The 16,192-nt window shown below is 68.4% G+C and carries 13 protein-coding genes; 10 read left to right on the top strand and 3 right to left on the bottom strand.

The annotated features are described in order from the left end of the window. Positions 1–33: 33 nt before the first annotated feature. On the bottom strand, positions 34–525 hold the full coding sequence (locus AC5P9L_RS02950; RefSeq protein ID WP_021202265.1) for a methylated-DNA--[protein]-cysteine S-methyltransferase: 492 nt from the start codon (positions 523–525) through the stop codon (positions 34–36). Continuing rightward, complete coding sequence (locus AC5P9L_RS02945) at positions 522–2,000, bottom strand: DNA-3-methyladenine glycosylase 2 (RefSeq protein ID WP_114618493.1); 1,479 nt, start codon at positions 1,998–2,000, stop codon at positions 522–524. The genes AC5P9L_RS02950 and AC5P9L_RS02945 overlap by 4 nt, the downstream gene beginning before the upstream one ends. 581 nt (positions 2,001–2,581) lie before the next feature. Between AC5P9L_RS02945 and AC5P9L_RS02940 the strand changes: the two genes are divergently transcribed. The 4 genes from AC5P9L_RS02940 to ubiM all read left to right on the top strand — a co-directional run bounded on the left by AC5P9L_RS02940 (position 2,582) and on the right by ubiM (position 6,023). After that, a complete protein-coding gene (locus AC5P9L_RS02940) occupies positions 2,582–3,745 on the top strand; it encodes a COG3904 family protein (protein WP_005408698.1) in 1,164 nt (387 codons plus the stop codon). Between the two features lie 58 nt (positions 3,746–3,803). After that, on the top strand, positions 3,804–4,364 hold the full coding sequence (locus AC5P9L_RS02935; RefSeq protein WP_043034835.1) for a DUF4019 domain-containing protein: 561 nt from the start codon (positions 3,804–3,806) through the stop codon (positions 4,362–4,364). Between the two features lie 11 nt (positions 4,365–4,375). Continuing rightward, on the top strand, positions 4,376–4,765 hold the full coding sequence (locus AC5P9L_RS02930) for an MAPEG family protein (protein ID WP_005412709.1): 390 nt from the start codon (positions 4,376–4,378) through the stop codon (positions 4,763–4,765). A 79-nt stretch (positions 4,766–4,844) separates the two neighbouring features. Then, positions 4,845–6,023 carry a 5-demethoxyubiquinol-8 5-hydroxylase UbiM gene (gene ubiM / locus AC5P9L_RS02925; protein ID WP_495230536.1) on the top strand — a complete coding sequence of 393 codons (1,179 nt, stop codon included), beginning with the start codon at positions 4,845–4,847 and terminating at the stop codon, positions 6,021–6,023. 11 nt (positions 6,024–6,034) lie between these two features. Here the strand turns inward: ubiM and AC5P9L_RS02920 are convergent, their stop codons facing one another. Next, positions 6,035–6,256 (bottom strand): RNA-binding S4 domain-containing protein, encoded by a 222-nt coding sequence (locus AC5P9L_RS02920; protein ID WP_005408703.1) that lies wholly within the window; start codon positions 6,254–6,256, stop codon positions 6,035–6,037. 267 nt (positions 6,257–6,523) lie between these two features. Between AC5P9L_RS02920 and AC5P9L_RS02915 the strand changes: the two genes are divergently transcribed. From AC5P9L_RS02915 to AC5P9L_RS02890, 6 genes are all read left to right on the top strand, one after another. Then, on the top strand, positions 6,524–8,479 hold the full coding sequence (locus tag AC5P9L_RS02915) for a DEAD/DEAH box helicase (RefSeq protein WP_262101706.1): 1,956 nt from the start codon (positions 6,524–6,526) through the stop codon (positions 8,477–8,479). A 218-nt stretch (positions 8,480–8,697) separates the two neighbouring features. Continuing rightward, positions 8,698–11,121, top strand: a complete 2,424-nt coding sequence (locus tag AC5P9L_RS02910; RefSeq protein WP_262101705.1) for a putative bifunctional diguanylate cyclase/phosphodiesterase — start codon at positions 8,698–8,700, stop codon at positions 11,119–11,121. 109 nt (positions 11,122–11,230) lie between these two features. Beyond that, positions 11,231–12,895 carry a sensor domain-containing diguanylate cyclase gene (locus tag AC5P9L_RS02905; protein ID WP_262101704.1) on the top strand — a complete coding sequence of 555 codons (1,665 nt, stop codon included), beginning with the start codon at positions 11,231–11,233 and terminating at the stop codon, positions 12,893–12,895. 34 nt (positions 12,896–12,929) lie between these two features. After that, positions 12,930–13,652, top strand: a complete 723-nt coding sequence (locus AC5P9L_RS02900; RefSeq protein ID WP_005408708.1) for a pseudouridine synthase — start codon at positions 12,930–12,932, stop codon at positions 13,650–13,652. 144 nt (positions 13,653–13,796) lie between these two features. Next, on the top strand, positions 13,797–14,867 hold the full coding sequence (locus tag AC5P9L_RS02895) for a sensor domain-containing diguanylate cyclase (RefSeq protein WP_150359587.1): 1,071 nt from the start codon (positions 13,797–13,799) through the stop codon (positions 14,865–14,867). A gap of 163 nt (positions 14,868–15,030) precedes the next feature. Beyond that, complete coding sequence (locus AC5P9L_RS02890; RefSeq protein ID WP_150359588.1) at positions 15,031–16,191, top strand: AAA family ATPase; 1,161 nt, start codon at positions 15,031–15,033, stop codon at positions 16,189–16,191. Position 16,192 lies beyond the last annotated feature (1 nt).

Genomic DNA, 16,192 nt, shown 5'->3' with positions numbered 1-16,192 from the left:
CTGCGGGTGCCGGGCGCAGCCCGGCCAGCCCTCTCAGGCGAACAGCGGGGCCTGGCGTTGTTCCAGCCGCAGCAGTGCCGCCTTGGTTTCCAGCCCGCCGCCGAAACCGGTCAATGCGCCGTTGCTGCCGATCACGCGATGGCAGGGCAGGATGATCGGCAGCGGATTGCGCCCGTTGGCCGCGCCGACCGCGCGGGTCGCACTGGGCTGGCCGAGGTGCTGCGCCAGCTGCAGGTAACTCCAGGTCTGGCCGAACGGAATCAGTGCCAGCGCCTGCCACACCCGCAGCTGGAACGGCGTGCCACGTGGCGCCAGCACAAGGTCGAAGCTGCTGCGTTCGCCGTGCAGGAACTGCAGCAGCTGTTCGCGCGCTTCCGGCAGCGCATCCGGTGCGTAGTGCCAGTCGTCGCGTCCGCGTGCCGGATGGCGGTTTTCCGGGAACAGCACATGTGACAGGCCACGCTCATCACCGGCGATGGTCAGCACGCCGATGGGGCTGTCGAAGCGATCAAACAACAGGGTCATGTCGGTTCTCCAACGAACGTGCCGGACAGGTGCCACAGGTGCAGCACGGCGTAGGCGCGCCACGGGCGCCACGGTTGCGAGCGCGCTTCAGTTGCACGTTCGCTCAGGCGCTGGCCCTGTGCGTGGCCGAGCACCTGCTGCAGCACCAGGTCGCCGGCGGGGAAGGCGTCGGGCTGGCCGAGCCCGCGCAGGGCGATGTACTGCGCGGTCCACGGGCCGATGCCGGGCAATGCCACGCAGCGCGCAACAAAGTCTTCCAGGGCCTGCCCGGGTCCGAAGTCGAGCTGGCCGCTGGCACATGCAGCGGCCAGCGCACGCACCGTGGCGGCGCGGCTGCGCGGCAGGCCGATCGATTCCAGCGGCGCCTCGGCCAGCACCTCGGGCGCTGGGAACTGGCGATCGAACTCGGACGGCATGCCCGGCAGATGCGCCCCATACGCATCCACCAGACGCCGCGCAAAGGTGGTGGCGGCGGCGACGCTGACCTGCTGGCCGAGCACGGCGCGTACGCCGACCTCGAAGCCATCCCAGCCGCCCGGAACGCGCAGCCCCGGGCGTTCGGCGATGCCGCGTGCCAGCAAGGGTTCTTCGCCCAGCGCGGCGTGCACCTGTTGCAGGTCGGCGTCCAGATCGAACACACGACGCACACGGCGCACGATGTCGGGGATCAGGCGCGGGTCGACCGCACCCAGCTGCAGACGCAGTTCCGGGCGCTTCGGGTCGGCGGTGACGCGCAGCAGGGTGGGGCGCTCGGGTGTGCCGAGCACGCGCTGGTAGCTGTCTTCGCCGATCAGTTCGATGCCAGGCAGGCTGCGCTTGCGCAGGAAGGCCAGCATGCGCGGGAAGTCCAACGGTGGGCGGTACACGAGCCGCAGTACCAGGCCGCCGTCATCGGCGGCCAGCGGCTGGTGCTGGCGACGCAGCGCCGTCGGTGCCATGCCGCAGCCCTGCAGGAAGGCGGTATTGAAGCGGCGCAGACTGTTGTAGCCGGCGGCCAGCGCAACATCGGTCACCGGCAGCGTGGTTTCGGTCAGCAGTTGCTTGGCCAGCAGCAGGCGGTGGGTGGCATGGATCTGTCCGGGTGTTGCGCCGAGATGTTCGACGAACAGGCGCTGCAGCTGGCGCGCGCTGAGGCCGATCTTCTGCGCGAGGTCTGCAACGGGCTGCTCCTGCAGGAAGCCGCCGTGGATGATGGCGAGGGCGCGCTGCACGGTTTGCCCGGCCAGTGCCTGCTGGGCCTGCGGTGCCAGTTCGGGGCGGCAGCGCAGGCACGGCCTGTAGCCGGCAGCAGCGGCCGCGGCAGCGGTCGGATAGTAGGTGATGTTGCGTGGCTTCGGCGGCGGCGCCGGGCAGACGGGGCGGCAATAGATGCCGGTGCTGCGCACGGCGGTGAAGAAAACGCCGTCGAAGCGTGCGTCACGGGCCAGGCGGGCGCGGTCGCAGGCGGCGGTGTCGAGGGCGAGGTCGGTGTCCATGGCGCCAGTCTAGGCGTGTGCGGGTAGGGATACTCGCCACATTCGGACATGGATGCTGAAGGGGGTCAGGCCGGGCTGCGCCCTGCCCCCGTGGTAGTGCCGGCCGCTGGCCGGCAACGGCAACAGCAGAAGCTGGTTTCCTGCGGCAGGGCGGGGTGGGTCCGGTTGCAGGGGACGCTGCAAGTACCCCTCCGGGGCCCGGCCCAGCCGCTGGCGGCTGTGCGTTCGGGCGCTTGCGAAGCAGTGCTTCGCAAGCAAAGCGCCCTCACCCATGTAGCTCGGTCGCCGCTTGCTCGTGTGCGCTGTCCTGCGCACACGGCAAGACCGGGGTTGGGCGTCCTGCCCAACCCGCCCGAGGCATGCCTCGGGCCCATGGCGCTCACGCCCCTGCAACCGGACCCACCCCGCCTTCGAGAGGTTCCTGCGACATGTCTTGCGGGCGTTCTGCGCTGCTGTTGGTGGGTGTCGACCTTGGTCGACACGCTTTTCCCAAGGGTCAGAAGGGGTTCAGTGCCACGCGCTGAATGCGTGCCCCGGACGGGTAGACTGTGGCTCTTGCTCACGTGAAGACCGGTTGCCCGATGTCCGCCAAACTCCGCTGGTTGCCCCTGTTGTGCCTTGCCCTGGCGGGCTGCAGCCAGCTGGAGAATCCGGGCAATGTCACCGCCGCCGACAAGGCCGCGCGGGCGCCGGCCAGCGATGGTGAGAACATGGTGTCGATCAATGCCGCCGATGCACCACCACCGCCGGCGCCGCCGCGCAGCCGGGCGGATCGGCCGTGGCCGCAGGCGCAGTTGGAGAATGGCCGCGCCTGGGTCAGCTGCAGTACCGAGTACGCCGGTGAGGCGGGCGATGGCGTCGAGCTGGAGGGCCTGCAGCGCGAACAGATCACCCAGGCACTGGCGCCGTGCGCCGAGCGCGGCCTGATGCGTGTGCGTTACGCCGGCAAGATCAATCCGGGCTTCGCCGAGATGATGTGGCGACTGGCCGTGGTCGCTGACGAGCAGAAGATCCACAAGCGCATCCTCGACTTGGATTCCAGCGGCGGCCAGGTGGAATCGGCGATTGTCGCCGGCGACAGCATCGGTGAATCGGGCTGGACGATCTGGGTGCGCGAGGGCTCGATCTGCCACAGTGCCTGCGTGTTCGTGCTGGCTGCCGGTGACAACCGCCTGCTGTCGGGCAAGGTCGGCATCCACCGCATGATGCGGATCAGCTCCAAGGCCACCTCGCGCGCGGAACTCAACCGCGAGCTGCACGAGGTCTACGACAACGTGAAGGACTACCTGCAGCGCAACGGCGTGGCGGTGGGTGTGGCCGACCTGATGATGACCGTGCCCAACCGCAGCCTGCGCCTGCTTACGCAGGATGAGCTGCGCCAGTACGGCCTGGACGGCACCAACGCGGTGCAGGACGATCTGGAACGGATCAAGCAGATGCGGGCCTGTGGTGACGACTTCGTGCAACGCAAGGACGCGTTCCTGATTGCCTTCGACCAGCAGTGCAAGCGCGAAGGCGCCGACATGGAATCGATCAACAGCTGCGGCCAGGCACTGAAGCAGCGCTTCGGTTTCCCGGATGCGGTGTGCCCGGAAGAAAGCCCACTGTCGGAGATCGATGTGGCAACGCTGCCACCGGCACCGTCGGAGCCGCCGCCGGTGGCCGAACAGGCGCCAGTGAACACCGCCGCGCCCGCCGCGCAGGCTGATGCGGCAGCGGTGGAGGGCAACGCCCCGGCACGCTGACGGCATAGTCACCGCGCTGGCGTAGACTGCGGTTCTCTCCAGAAAACCGGCGGTGTCCATGAAGCGCGTGCTCCTGCTGCTGTCCCTGCTGCCCCTGACCGCATTGGCGCAGGCACCTGCGCCGGCCACGCCTGCGCCGGCCACGCCTGCACCGGCTCCGGCACGCCCGGCCCCGGCCTCGCCAGCGGCTGCGAAGCCAGCCACCGCCGGTGCTCCGGCGTTGACCGCTGCACAGCAGGCCCAGGTGCAGAAACAGGATGCCGAGATGGGCGCTGCTGCACTGAAAGCCGCACAGCTGGTCGATGCCAACCGCGCCGGCGAACTGTGGGATGGCGCCTCCGCCGTCGCGCGCCGTGCAGTACCGAAGGCCGCATTCGTCAGCCAGCTGACCACCGAGCGCACGCGCCTGGGTGCGCTGGCTGGGCGTGGCCAGCCCACCATCACCCGGGTCAAGTACAGCGCAGGTGCCGCAGTGCCGGAAGGGCTGTACATCAACGTCAGTTTCCCGACCCGTTTCGCCAACAGCGCGCAGCCGGTGCGCGAGCTGGTCTCGTTCCGTTTCGACGAGGACCAGGTGTGGCGTCTGGCCGGTTACAGCCTGCGTGCGTCGGCACCCTGAGGAGATGAATGATGGCAACTGAATTGACGATGCTGGCCTGGTCGGTCCTGCTCGGCTTCGTTTACATCTTCGCCACCTCCACCGTGGTCACCCGCGAGCGCGGGATGAAGTGGAATGCCTCGGCACGCGATGGCGACGCAAAGCCGGTCAGCCCACTGGCCGGGCGCCTGCAGCGTGCGCAGGCCAATTTCCTGGAGACGTTCCCGTTCTTCGCCGCCGCCGCCATCGCGGTGGTCGTGGCCGGTCGCGGCAACGACACCACTGCACTGGCGGCGCAGGCCTACTTCTGGGCGCGTGTGGTCTATCTGCCCCTGTACGCCGCAGGCGTGCCCTACGTGCGCAGCCTGGTGTGGCTGGTGTCGCTGCTGTCGATCCTGGCGCTGGTGTTCGCACTTCTGTAAGTCGGCCTGATCCAGATCAAGGCCGCTCAGGTGCGCGGCGCTATGCTGGCGCGGACTGAATCAACGGCAGGAGGCGCGCATGCGCAGGATGGACGTGGTGGTGGTCGGCGCCGGACCGGCAGGTCTGTGCTTCGCGCGCGCGCTGGCCGGCAGCGGGCTGCAGGTCGGGCTGGTCGAAGTGCAACCGCGCCAGGCCCTGGCCGAGGCCGCCTTCGATGGCAGGGAGATCGCGTTGACCCATGCCTCGCGGCAGAGCATGGAGCAATTGGGTCTGTGGCAGCGCCTGCCGCAGGCCGAAGTCGCTGAACTGCGCGATGCCAAGGTGATGAACGGCGGCTCGCCGTTCGCGCTGACCTTCGCCAGCAGTCAGGTCGACGGCCAGCCGCTGGGCTGGCTGGTACCCAACCATCTGATCCGCCGTGCCGCATGGGATGCGGTGCAGGGCCAGGACGGCGTGGAACTGTTCGACGGGCGCAAGGTGCAGGGCGTGCAAGCCGATGCGCAGGGCCACGTTGTCAAACTCGATGACGGCAGCCAACTGCATGCGCGGCTGCTGGTGGCCGCTGACAGCCGCTTCTCCGCCACCCGCCGCATGCTCGGCATCGGTGCGCAGATGCGCGACTTCGGCAAGTCGATGCTGGTGTGCCGCATGCAGGTCGAGCGCGACCATCGCCACACTGCCTGGGAATGGTTCGGCTACGGCCGCACGATGGCGCTGCTGCCGCTCAACGAGGGCCAGGCCTCGGCGGTGATCACGCTGCCGCCGCGGCAGATCGACGCGCTGCTGGCGATGGACGAGGTGGCCTTCGGCGAGGCCATCAGTGCTTGCTTGGAACATCGGCTGGGTCGGATGCAGCCGGTGGCCACGCCGCAGGCGTATCCGCTGGTAGGTGTGTACGCGCACCGTTTTGTTGGCGAGCGTTCGGCGCTGATCGGCGATGCCGCCGTCGGCATGCACCCGGTCACCGCGCATGGCTTCAACCTGGGCCTGGCCAGCGCACAGCGGCTGGCGCAGGGCATCGTCGCGCAGCAGCGTCGCGGTGCCGACATTGCCGCCGCCGGCATGCTGGCCAGCTACCAGCGGGGTCACCGGCTGGCGTCGCGGCCGCTGTACGAGGCCACCAATGCGATCGCCAGCCTGTACACCGACGATCGCCGCCCGGCGCGACTGCTGCGGGCGGCCGGCCTGCGCCTGGCGCAGGGCGTGGCACCGTTCAGGCAGCTGATTGCCTCGCACCTGACCCAGGGCGTAGCCTGAACAGCCTCACATCAGCCGGCGGCCAGCACCCGGATCTGGCTGTCGGCGAACTCGACCACCTGGCCTGCGCGGATCTTGCAGGCCTTGCGCAGTTCGACTTCGCCGTCGACCCGCACCAGGCCTTCGCTGATGACCATCTTGGCTTCGCCGCCGCTGGTGACCAGGTCGGCCAGCTTGAGCAGCTGCTTGAGTTCGACGTAGTCACCGTCGAGGTCGAATTCGAGAATCTGCATGGAGCGGGGTTCCTGGGAAGAGGGGCGCAGGCCAGCGGCCGGGCCGGGAAGAGGGCGCGTATTGTGCGCCAGCACGGGGCATGACGGCACGCGCACGGAAAGCTGTACGCCTCGTTCAGGATCAATGCGGTATCATCCCGCTCTGAGCGAGTGAAATCTCCTCCGACCGAGCAGCGCCAGGGCACGCGATAAGAAGGGCGCCCAAAGCGCGGACCATCCCTTTTTTATCGCACTGCCAGGAAGACGGCAGTGCCTTCGGAGTTCCCCATGTCCCAAGATTCCCAAGCGCCGCTGCAGTTCGCGCAGCTCGGCCTGTCCGAGCCCGTGATGCAGGCGGTCACCGCCATCGGCTACGAAACCCCGTCGCCGATCCAGGCCGCCACCATCCCGGCGATGCTGGAAGGCCGCGACGTGCTGGGCCAGGCCCAGACCGGTACCGGCAAGACCGCCGCGTTCGCGCTGCCGGTACTGTCCAACATCGACCTGCAGCAGATCAAGCCGCAGGCCCTGATCCTGGCGCCGACCCGCGAACTGGCCATCCAGGTCGCCGAGGCGTTCCAGTCCTACTCGTCGAAGATCCCGGGCTTCCGCGTGCTGCCGGTGTACGGCGGCCAGCCTTACGGGCAGCAGCTGTCGGCGCTGCGCCGTGGCGTGCATATCGTGGTCGGTACCCCCGGTCGCGTGATCGACCACCTCGACCGCAGCACCCTGGACCTGTCCGAGCTGAAGACCCTGGTGCTGGACGAAGCCGATGAAATGCTGCGCATGGGCTTCATCGACGACGTCGAAGCGGTGCTGAAGAAGCTGCCGGAGCAGCGCCAGGTGGCCCTGTTCTCGGCCACCATGCCGCCGCAGATCCGCCGCATCGCGCAGACCTACCTGCAGGACCCGGTGGAAGTGACCATCGCGGCCAAGACCACCACCTCGGCCAACATCCGCCAGCGTTACTGGTGGGTGAGCGGCATGCACAAGCTGGATGCGCTGACCCGCATCCTGGAAGTCGAGCCGTTCGACGCGATGATCATCTTCGCGCGCACCAAGGCCGGCACCGAAGAACTGGCCAGCAAGCTGCAGGCCCGTGGCCTGGCCGCTGCCGCCATCAACGGCGACATGCAGCAGGCCCAGCGTGAGCGCACCATCGCCATGCTGAAGGAAGGCAAGCTGGACATCCTGGTTGCCACCGACGTGGCTGCGCGCGGCCTGGACGTGGAGCGCATCAGCCACGTGCTGAACTACGACATCCCGTACGACACCGAAAGCTACGTGCACCGCATCGGCCGTACCGGCCGTGCCGGCCGCAGCGGCGAGGCGATCCTGTTCGCCACCCCGCGCGAGAAGGGCATGCTGCGCCAGATCGAGCGCGCCACCCGCCAGCCGATCGAAGAGATGCAGCTGCCGAGCGTGGAAGCGGTCAACGACAACCGCATCAACAAGTTCACCACGCGCATCACCGAAACCCTCGGTGCCGGCGGCCTGGACTTCTACCGCCAGCTGCTGGAGCGCTTCGAGAACGAGCAGAACGTGCCGGCCATCGAGATCGCCGCCGCGCTGGCCAAGATGCTGCAGGGTGACACCCCGTTCCTGCTGCAGCCGCCGGTGCGTGCCCCGCGTGAAGAGCGCGCCCCGCGCGAGCGTTTCGACCGTGGCGACCGTCCGGAGCGTGGCGATTGCTTCGACCGCAACGAGCGTGGTCCGCGCTTCGAGCGTGGCCCGCGTCGCGACGACGCCGAAGGTGGTTTCGAGCAGCGTCCGCGCCGTGAGGTTCCGCCGCGTGGAGCACCGGAGCAGGGTATGGAGACCTACCGCATTTCGGTGGGCCACCAGCATGGCGTGAAGCCGGCCAACATCGTCGGCGCCATCGCCAACGAAGCGGGCCTGGAAAGCCGCTTCATCGGCCGCATCGACATCCACGACGACTTCTCGCTGCTGGACCTGCCGGCACAGATGCCGCCGGACGTGCTGTCGCACCTGCAGAAGGTGTGGGTGTCCGGCCAGCAGCTGCAGATGCGTGCGCTGGCTCCGGGTGAAGACACCAGCCCGGCCCCGCGTCCGTTCAAGCCGCGCTTCGACAAGCGTGGCCCGGGCGGCCCGGGTGGTCCGCGTCGTGGTGGCCCGGGTGGCCCGGGTGGTCCGGGTGGCCATGGTGGCGACCGCGGCGGTGACCGCGACAGCCGCCCGCCGCGTCGTGACGGCTTCAAGCCGCGCGGCCCGCGCAGCTTCTAAGCCGCACCCGCAGCCGTCCATAACAACGCCAGCCCCCGGGCTGGCGTACAGGAAAAGGGGACGGAGGGGATTAAGTCGTAAATGGCAGGCCATGCGCTTATGCCGAAAACGACTTAATCCCCTCCGTCCCCTTTTTCGCATGGCCCACACATTGCCGGTCATAGGCTGGGCCGGTTCCAAGGCAGGTTGTCACCGCAGCACATTCGGGGGGATCCGGGATGGGTAGAAGTGGCACGGACCAGCAGAGCCGGCGGGTGCCGATGACCCGTGGGCTGGGATTGCGCTTTGCGTTGTTGACGGGCATGGCGATCGGGTTGGTCGCGTTGTCCGCGTTGATCCAGGAACTGCAGGCAGCCTCGACCGCCTGGATTGCCGGCCAGGGGTACTGGTCACGAGGGCAGCAGGATGCAACCGCTGCGCTGAGCCGCTACCTGGCGCGTGGCCATGCCCAGGACCTGGATGACGCGCGCCAGGCGCTGCGGATTCCATTGGGCGATCTGCAGGCCCGGCTGGCGCTGGAACAGGCGGTACCGGACGAGGAAAAGGCCAGGCAGGGCTTCCTGCAGGGTGGCAACGCGCGCGCCGATATCCCACGCCTGGTGTTCTCGTTCCGCTATGCACGCGACATCGGTGCATTCCGGGAAGCAACCACGCTGTGGCGACAGACCGACGATGATCTGTTGGCCGTGCAGCGGCTGGTTGCCGAGCTGCGGTCGGGGCACGCCCAAGGCGTGCTGCCAGCGGCGGACCGCGATCGGTACCTGCAACAACTGCGTGATCTGGACCGGCGGCTGCAGGTGCAGGCGCAGGCATTTTCGCAAGCGTTGCTGCGCATGGCCACGATGGTACGGATCGCCACGCTTGTGGTCGGCGGGTTGTCGGTGCTGGCGATCAGCCTGATGGCGGTGGCCCTCGCGCGCCGCGTCGGCAAGGACCTGACCGAGCATGAAAGCCGCTTCCGTGCGGCCTTCTACCAGGCCAATGTCGGCATGCTCAAGCTCGACACCGACGGCAAGGTGATCGAAGCCAACCAGGCGATGGCCGACATCCTCGACTACCGACGCGACGTGCTGCTGCAGATGTCGCTCGGCGATCTGTTGATGGAAGGCGAACTGGTCATCGATGGCGTCGGCCGCATCGACTGGGACCGGCAGCTGCGGCCGAGTGAACTGCGCTTCTGCCGCCGCGATGGCAGCCTGGTGTGGGGGCGCTGGAGTGGCACCGGCGTGCGCAGCGCGGGAGGCGGCCTGTCGGTGTTTGCGATCATCGAGGATGTCAGCCAGAACCATGCATTGGCACGTGAGATCGAGCATCACGCCAGCCACGATCCGCTGACCGGCCTGATCAACCGCCGCGAGATCGAGCGGCTGCTGGAGCGTGCGCTGCTGCAGGTGCGCAGTGATGGCGGTACGCATGCGCTGTGCTACATCAACCTGGACCACTTCAAACTGGTCAACGACAGCTTCGGCCATGCCGCCGGTGACCAGATGCTGCGCAGTTTCGCCGACTATCTGGTGGCGGCCGTGCGTGACGGTGACTGGGTCGGCCGCCTGGGCGCCGACGAGTTCGCCGTGTTCCTCGCCCATGCCGGGCAGGACGAAGCCAAGCGGGTGCTGCAGCGGGTGATCCGCAACCTGGGCCAGGCCACGTTTCCGATCAGCGAGGGCAGCCCGCAGCTGAGCTGCAGCATCGGCGTGGTCGAGGTCAGTGCCGATGCGCCGGACGTGAACTGGTTGATGAGTGCTGCCGACAGCGCCTGCTATGCCGCCAAGCAGGCCGGGCGCAACCGCGTGCACTGCTTCAATGAGAACCGCATGGCGCTGGAGGAGCGGCGGCAGGAGGCCGAGCGCCTGCAGGGCGTCAGCCTGGCGATGGCCGAGAATCGCATGCTGCTGTATGCGCAGCGCATCGCCCGCGTGGGCGATCCGTCCTACCTGCACTACGAGGTGCTGGTGCGCATGCGTGGTACCGATGGCAGCCTGCATCTGCCCGGCCATTTCATGCCGGCGGTGGAGCGCTATGGCATGGCGGTGGCGCTGGACCGGCACGTGCTCGGGCTGCTGTTCCGCCACCTGCAGGTGTGCCCGGCGCACGTGCGCCAGCTGGGCCTGTGCAACGTCAACGTGTCCGCGCAGTCGATCGCCGAGCCGGGATTCCTCGCCTTCGTCTGCGACCTGCTCGAGCGCAACCGCGCGCTGGCCTCCAAGTTGTGCTTCGAGATCACCGAGACCGCGGCGATCAGCAACCTCAGCCAGGCCCGCGCCTTCATCGATGCGGTGAAGGCACGGGGGTGCCGGATGGCGCTGGATGACTTCGGCTCCGGCCTGTCTTCCTTCGGCTACCTGCGCCAGTTGCCGGCGGACATCCTGAAGATCGACGGCGCCTTCGTGCGCGACATGGATACCGACCCGGTCAGCCACGCCACGGTGCGCGCGATCAGCGAGCTCGGGCGCGAGCTGCAGATGGAAGTGGTGGCCGAGTGGGTGGAGACCGCCGAGGTTGCCGGTGCGCTGACCCGGCTTGGCGTGCAAGGGCTGCAGGGCTATGCCATCGAACGGCCGCAGCCGCTGGAGCGGCTGACCCTGGTCGATCTGCGCCCGGTACGGCTGGTCGCGGTGAAGGGGCCGCCGGCGGCTGGCTGAACCGCGGGCGCCGACTTTGGTCTACACATGCGCGGCGTGCCCGGCTGCGATAATGCGCGCCAGGGGCGGCGCGCAGTGGGCGCGGACGTAAGCAGGAACAGGACGTGGCGTGGGCGGCAGGCAGTGGCGGTATGGAACAGGAGCGGTGCTGGCCGTCCTGATGGTGTGGTTGGCGTTGCCGTGGCCGCTTCAGGCTGCAGAGGCCGTGTCGGGCCATGATTATCTCCTGGTCGGCGGCGCTACCGACGAGCCGACGCCGCACCGCGCATGCACGCCGCAGATGCTGTCCGGCGCCCGCCAGCAGGTGCTGGTACCGGCTCCGCCGCAGGGCTGGTCAGGGCAACCGCAGGCGCTGGACGTGTTCAACGTCTTTGCCGGTGAAGTGCGCGTCCAGCATGGCGACCGCGAGATCTGCGGCAACATGCACGATGCGCGCACCCGCGATTCACGTTTCCGGGCTGGCATCGGCCTGGTGGCCGTGCCGCCGGCCGGCAGCCATGAGCCGTTCCTGGTCTCCTGGCAGACACCGCTGAAGGCACGTTGGGTGCCGACCCTGCGGCTGGGCGCGCCCAGCCCGGTGCAGCAGAACGACACCGCCCGCCTGCTGGTGCGCGCGGCCTGCATCGCGGTGGCGATCGCGCTGGCGCTGTCGGCGTTGATGGCCTTCCTGACCACCCGGGACCGCAGTTTCCTGGTCTACATCGCCGGCACCACCGTGATGGTGCTGTGGCAGGCCATCCTCGGCGGGCTCAGCGGTTATCCGGAACCCTGGCTGCCGGTGGGCGAGCACGGCGCCTGGTGGCTGCTGGCGCTGACCGCTGCGACCCAGGCACTGGTGCTGCCGGCGCTGTGGCGGCTGAACGGAGGCGACCGCGTGCTGCCTCGATCGCGCCCGGCCCAACTGGCGGTGTTGTGGACCCTGATGGCGCTGGCCGTGCTGGTGCCGTGGCTGCGCTCGGAGCATCTGGCCTGGGTCGCGAAGGGCTTGCAGGTGTCCTATCTGTCCGGATGTGGCCTGGCACTGATGGTCGGCGTCTGGGCACGCTGGCGCGGCGACTGTTGGGCACAGGCGGGTCTGGCCGCGCTGGCACCGATGCTGGTACTGATCATCGCCGATGCCTGTGGTGCTGCGTGGCTGCTGGAATACCGGGTGGAGGCGCTGCAGCTGGCGGTGACCTGGCTGTTGATGATGGCCGCCTATGCGTTGAACCAGCGGCTGGGCCGGCTGCGCCAGCAGCGTGATGAACTTCGCCAGCTGGCCGAGACCGATGGCCTGACCGGGCTTCCCAACCGTCGCGCCGGACTGCAGCAGCTGGCCCGCCATCTGGAACGGGTGGACCGTGAGCGCGGCCCGTTGGTGATCGGCTTCCTCGACATCGACCTGTTCAAGGACATCAACGACCGCCACGGCCACGCAGTGGGCGACCAGGTGCTGGTGGCGGTGGCGCGTGCCCTGCGCGCGGCGGTGCGCAGCCAGGACGAAGTGGTGCGGATGGGCGGCGAAGAGTTCCTGCTGCTGATGCCCGGCATGCCGCGCGAGGCGGCGTCGGCACGGCTGGACCGCCTGCGCCAGCGCATCACCGAGGCTGGCCAGGCCCTGCAGGTGCCGGGGCTGGAGGTGACCGCCAGCATCGGCCTGGCGCAGTGGCGACCGGGCGAAGACGATCTGGCCGGGCTGCTGCGGCGCGCCGACCATGCCATGTACGTGGCAAAGCGGGCGGGCCGCAACCGGGTCTTCGACGGCGAGGAGCTCGATCCGCCCGCCCTGGCATGAAGCGCAGCGGGCGGCGATGCCGGATAATGGGCCGATGACCACCCGACTCAACAAACATATCGCCGACACCGGCTTCTGCTCCCGCCGCGAGGCCGATCGCCTGATCGCCGCGCGCCGCGTTACCGTCAACGGCCATCCGGCCGGTACCGGCGCGGTGGTGGGCGAGGAAGACCAGGTGCTGGTCGACGGCCAGCCGCTGCGCGCCCGCGTGGCACGCAAGCCCGGCGCCCGCCGCCACGTCTACATCGCACTGAACAAGCCGGTAGGCGTCACCTGCACGACCGAAACTTCGGTCAAGGGCAACATCGTCGACTTCGTCGGCCACGAACAGCGCATCTTCCCGATCGGCCGCCTGGACAAGGAATCCGAGGGGTTGATCCTGATGACCAGCAACGGCGACATCGTCAACCAGATCCTGCGCGCCGAAAACGGCCACCAGAAGGAATATCTGGTGGCGGTGAACAAGCCGGTCACCGATGAGTTCCTGCGCGGCATGGCGCGCGGCGTGCGCATCCACGACCAGATGACGCTGCCGTGCAAGACCTCGCGCATCGCCAAGTTCGGCTTCCGTATCACCCTGCAGCAGGGCCTGAACCGGCAGATCCGCCTGATGGCCGCCGAATTCGGCTATCGCGTGACCCAGCTGCGCCGCGTGCGCATCGACAACATCAAGATCGGCGCGCTGAAGCCGGGCCAGTGGCGCAACCTGACCGAGCAGGAACTGCAGGGCCTCCTGCCGAAGCAGCTGGACTGGTAACGCGCGGTAGTGCCGGCCGCTGGCCGGCTGCTCCAGGCATCGAGAGAGCGCGGGATGCCGGCCAGCGGCCGGCACTACCCGTTGTGCGGTTTACGCGCCGGCATCAGCTAGACTTTGCAGTGACCTGCCGGAACGTGACGCTGCATGATCAAGCCCGACAAGCCTGCCAACGAAGCCCTTCGGCTCCAGGCGCTGTACCGCTACCGGATCCTTGATTCGCAGCGCGAGAAGTCATTCGACGACCTGGTGGCGATCGCCAAGGCGGTCTGCGGTACCTCGATGGCAGCGGTGACCCTGATCGACGTCGAACGGCAATGGTTCAAGTCGATCCAGGGCATCGACGCGGCGGAAAACCTGCGCAGCGAATCGATGTGTGGCCACGCCATCCTGCAGCCGCACGAAATCATGGTGGTCGAGGATGCGTTGCAGGACATCCGCTTCCACGACAACCCGGTGGTGACCGGCGACCCGCACATCCGCTTCTACGCCGGTGCGCCGCTGATCAGTTCCGATGGCCTGCCGCTGGGTACGCTGTGCGTGTTCGATGCACAGCCGCAGCACCTGCCCAGCGACAAGGCCGAGGCGCTGGCCGCGCTGTCACGGCAGGTGATGCTGGTGATGGAGCTGCGCCGTTTCGCGCTCGACATCCAGAAGCACATGCTGGAACGCGATGACTACGAGCGCCTGCTGTCGGAGTACCAGGACGTGCTGCTGGCGCAGAATGCCGACCTGGCCGAACAGAGCCGCACCGATGCGCTGACCGGCCTGCCCAACCGCCGCGCGATGGCAGCGGCACTGGAAGAGGCGGTTGCGGAGATCGACGGGCAACCGGGAGTAGCCTGCGTGGCCCTGCTGGACATCGATCATTTCAAGCACATCAATGACTTCCAGGGCCACGCCACCGGCGACCGGGTACTGGCCGAGCTGGGCGTGCTGCTGCGTTCGCATTTTGCCGGCCGTGGCATGGCCGCGCGCTATGGTGGCGAGGAGTTCGTGGCGGTGATGCCGGGCACTGATCTGCGCACGGCCGAACTGCAATGCGAGTTCCTGCGCCTGGCCGTGGCGGATCTGCCGCTGGGATTCCCGGTCACGATCAGCATTGGTGTGGCCCAGCACCACCCCGGTGAAAGCGTGGATGAGATGCTGGCGCGCGCCGACAAGGCGCTGTACCGGGCCAAGGGCAACGGTCGCAACCGGGTGGAGCTGGCGGGCTGAAACACGGCGGTTCGCGCGTTGAACGCATGCGACGCGTGAATGATTCGACGCCGCTCCAGTAGATCCACGCCATGCGTGGATGCTCTTCCTGTTTCACTTGGCGTCGCAGCTCCTGCGATCAGAACCGGCCAGCATGACGTCCTTGTTTCCACGGACACCAGCCATGCTGCAGACCCTGGCCATCGCCCACTATCGCTCGCTGCACGGGCTGGTACTGCCACTGCAGCCGTTGAACGTGGTCACCGGCGACAACGGCAGTGGCAAATCCAGCCTGTACCGCGCGCTGCGCCTGCTGGCGGAAACCGCCCAGGGCGGGGTGGCGGCGGTGCTGGCCCGCGAAGGCGGGCTTGGTTCGGCGCTGTGGGCCGGCCCCGAATCCATCGATCGCCGGGTCGCGGCCGGCGAGATCCCGCTGCAGGGAGGGCCCCGGCAGGCGTCAGTGGGGCTGAAGCTGGGATTCACCACCGACGAGTTCGGCTATGCCATCGACCTGGGCTACCCGCCACCCAGCCGTTCCGCGTTTGCACTGGATCCGCAGATCAAGGCGGAGGCGATCTGGGCCGGGCCGTTCCTGCGCAGCGCCAACCTGCTGGTCGATCGCCGTGGGGCAATGGTGCGGCAACGCCATGCGCACGGCTGGGATCTCGTGGATGACCGGTTGTCACTGTTCGACAGCCTGTTCACCCAGGTCGGCGATCCGCAGCGCATGCCGGAAACCATCGCCCTGCGTGAGTACATCCGTCGCTGGCGCTTCTACGATCATTTCCGCAGCGACGCCGATGCCCCGGCGCGACAACCGGCGATGGCAACGCGCACGCCGGTGCTGCATCACGACGGCCGTGATCTGGCGGCGGCCTGGGTGACCGTTCTCGAGATCGGAGATCCGGCCGCATTGGCACGCAGCGTCGATGATGCCTTCCCCGGCGCCACGGTCGGCTTCGAAGAACTGGACGGTCGACTGGCCCTGCGCTTCCACCAGCCCGGGCTGCTGCGGCCGTTGTCGATGGCCGAATTGTCTGACGGTACCCTGCGATTCCTGCTTCTGGCCGCGGCACTGCACACGCCGCGGCCACCGCCGCTGCTGGTGCTGAACGAGCCGGAGACCAGCCTGCATCCGGACCTGCTGCCGGCGCTGGCGCGGCTGATCATCGCCGCCAGTGCGCGCAGCCAGGTGTGGGTGGTGTCACACGCCAGCCGGCTGATCGCGGCGTTGGAGCAGGCGCCGGGCTGCCACTCGCTGCATCTGCACAAGGAGCAGGGCCGCACGCTGCTGAGCGGGCAGGGCCTGCTGGATGCGCCGGCCTGGCATTGGCCGCAGCGTTGAG

The organism is Stenotrophomonas sp. YJH_SMC_64 (genome assembly GCF_059371375.1).
The sequence above is the reverse complement of the archived record's forward strand: the minus strand, read 5'-3'. Positions and strand labels throughout refer to the sequence as shown.

Coding starts and splice junctions, on each gene's coding strand:
- AC5P9L_RS02950 (WP_021202265.1), bottom strand. CDS start 525: ATGACCCTGTTGTTTGATCGCTTCGACAGCCCCATCGGCGTGCTGACC.
- AC5P9L_RS02945 (WP_114618493.1), bottom strand. CDS start 2,000: ATGGACACCGACCTCGCCCTCGACACCGCCGCCTGCGACCGCGCCCGC.
- AC5P9L_RS02940 (WP_005408698.1), top strand. CDS start 2,582: ATGTCCGCCAAACTCCGCTGGTTGCCCCTGTTGTGCCTTGCCCTGGCG.
- AC5P9L_RS02935 (WP_043034835.1), top strand. CDS start 3,804: ATGAAGCGCGTGCTCCTGCTGCTGTCCCTGCTGCCCCTGACCGCATTG.
- AC5P9L_RS02930 (WP_005412709.1), top strand. CDS start 4,376: ATGGCAACTGAATTGACGATGCTGGCCTGGTCGGTCCTGCTCGGCTTC.
- ubiM (WP_495230536.1), top strand. CDS start 4,845: ATGCGCAGGATGGACGTGGTGGTGGTCGGCGCCGGACCGGCAGGTCTG.
- AC5P9L_RS02920 (WP_005408703.1), bottom strand. CDS start 6,256: ATGCAGATTCTCGAATTCGACCTCGACGGTGACTACGTCGAACTCAAG.
- AC5P9L_RS02915 (WP_262101706.1), top strand. CDS start 6,524: ATGTCCCAAGATTCCCAAGCGCCGCTGCAGTTCGCGCAGCTCGGCCTG.
- AC5P9L_RS02910 (WP_262101705.1), top strand. CDS start 8,698: ATGGGTAGAAGTGGCACGGACCAGCAGAGCCGGCGGGTGCCGATGACC.
- AC5P9L_RS02900 (WP_005408708.1), top strand. CDS start 12,930: ATGACCACCCGACTCAACAAACATATCGCCGACACCGGCTTCTGCTCC.
- AC5P9L_RS02895 (WP_150359587.1), top strand. CDS start 13,797: ATGATCAAGCCCGACAAGCCTGCCAACGAAGCCCTTCGGCTCCAGGCG.
- AC5P9L_RS02890 (WP_150359588.1), top strand. CDS start 15,031: ATGCTGCAGACCCTGGCCATCGCCCACTATCGCTCGCTGCACGGGCTG.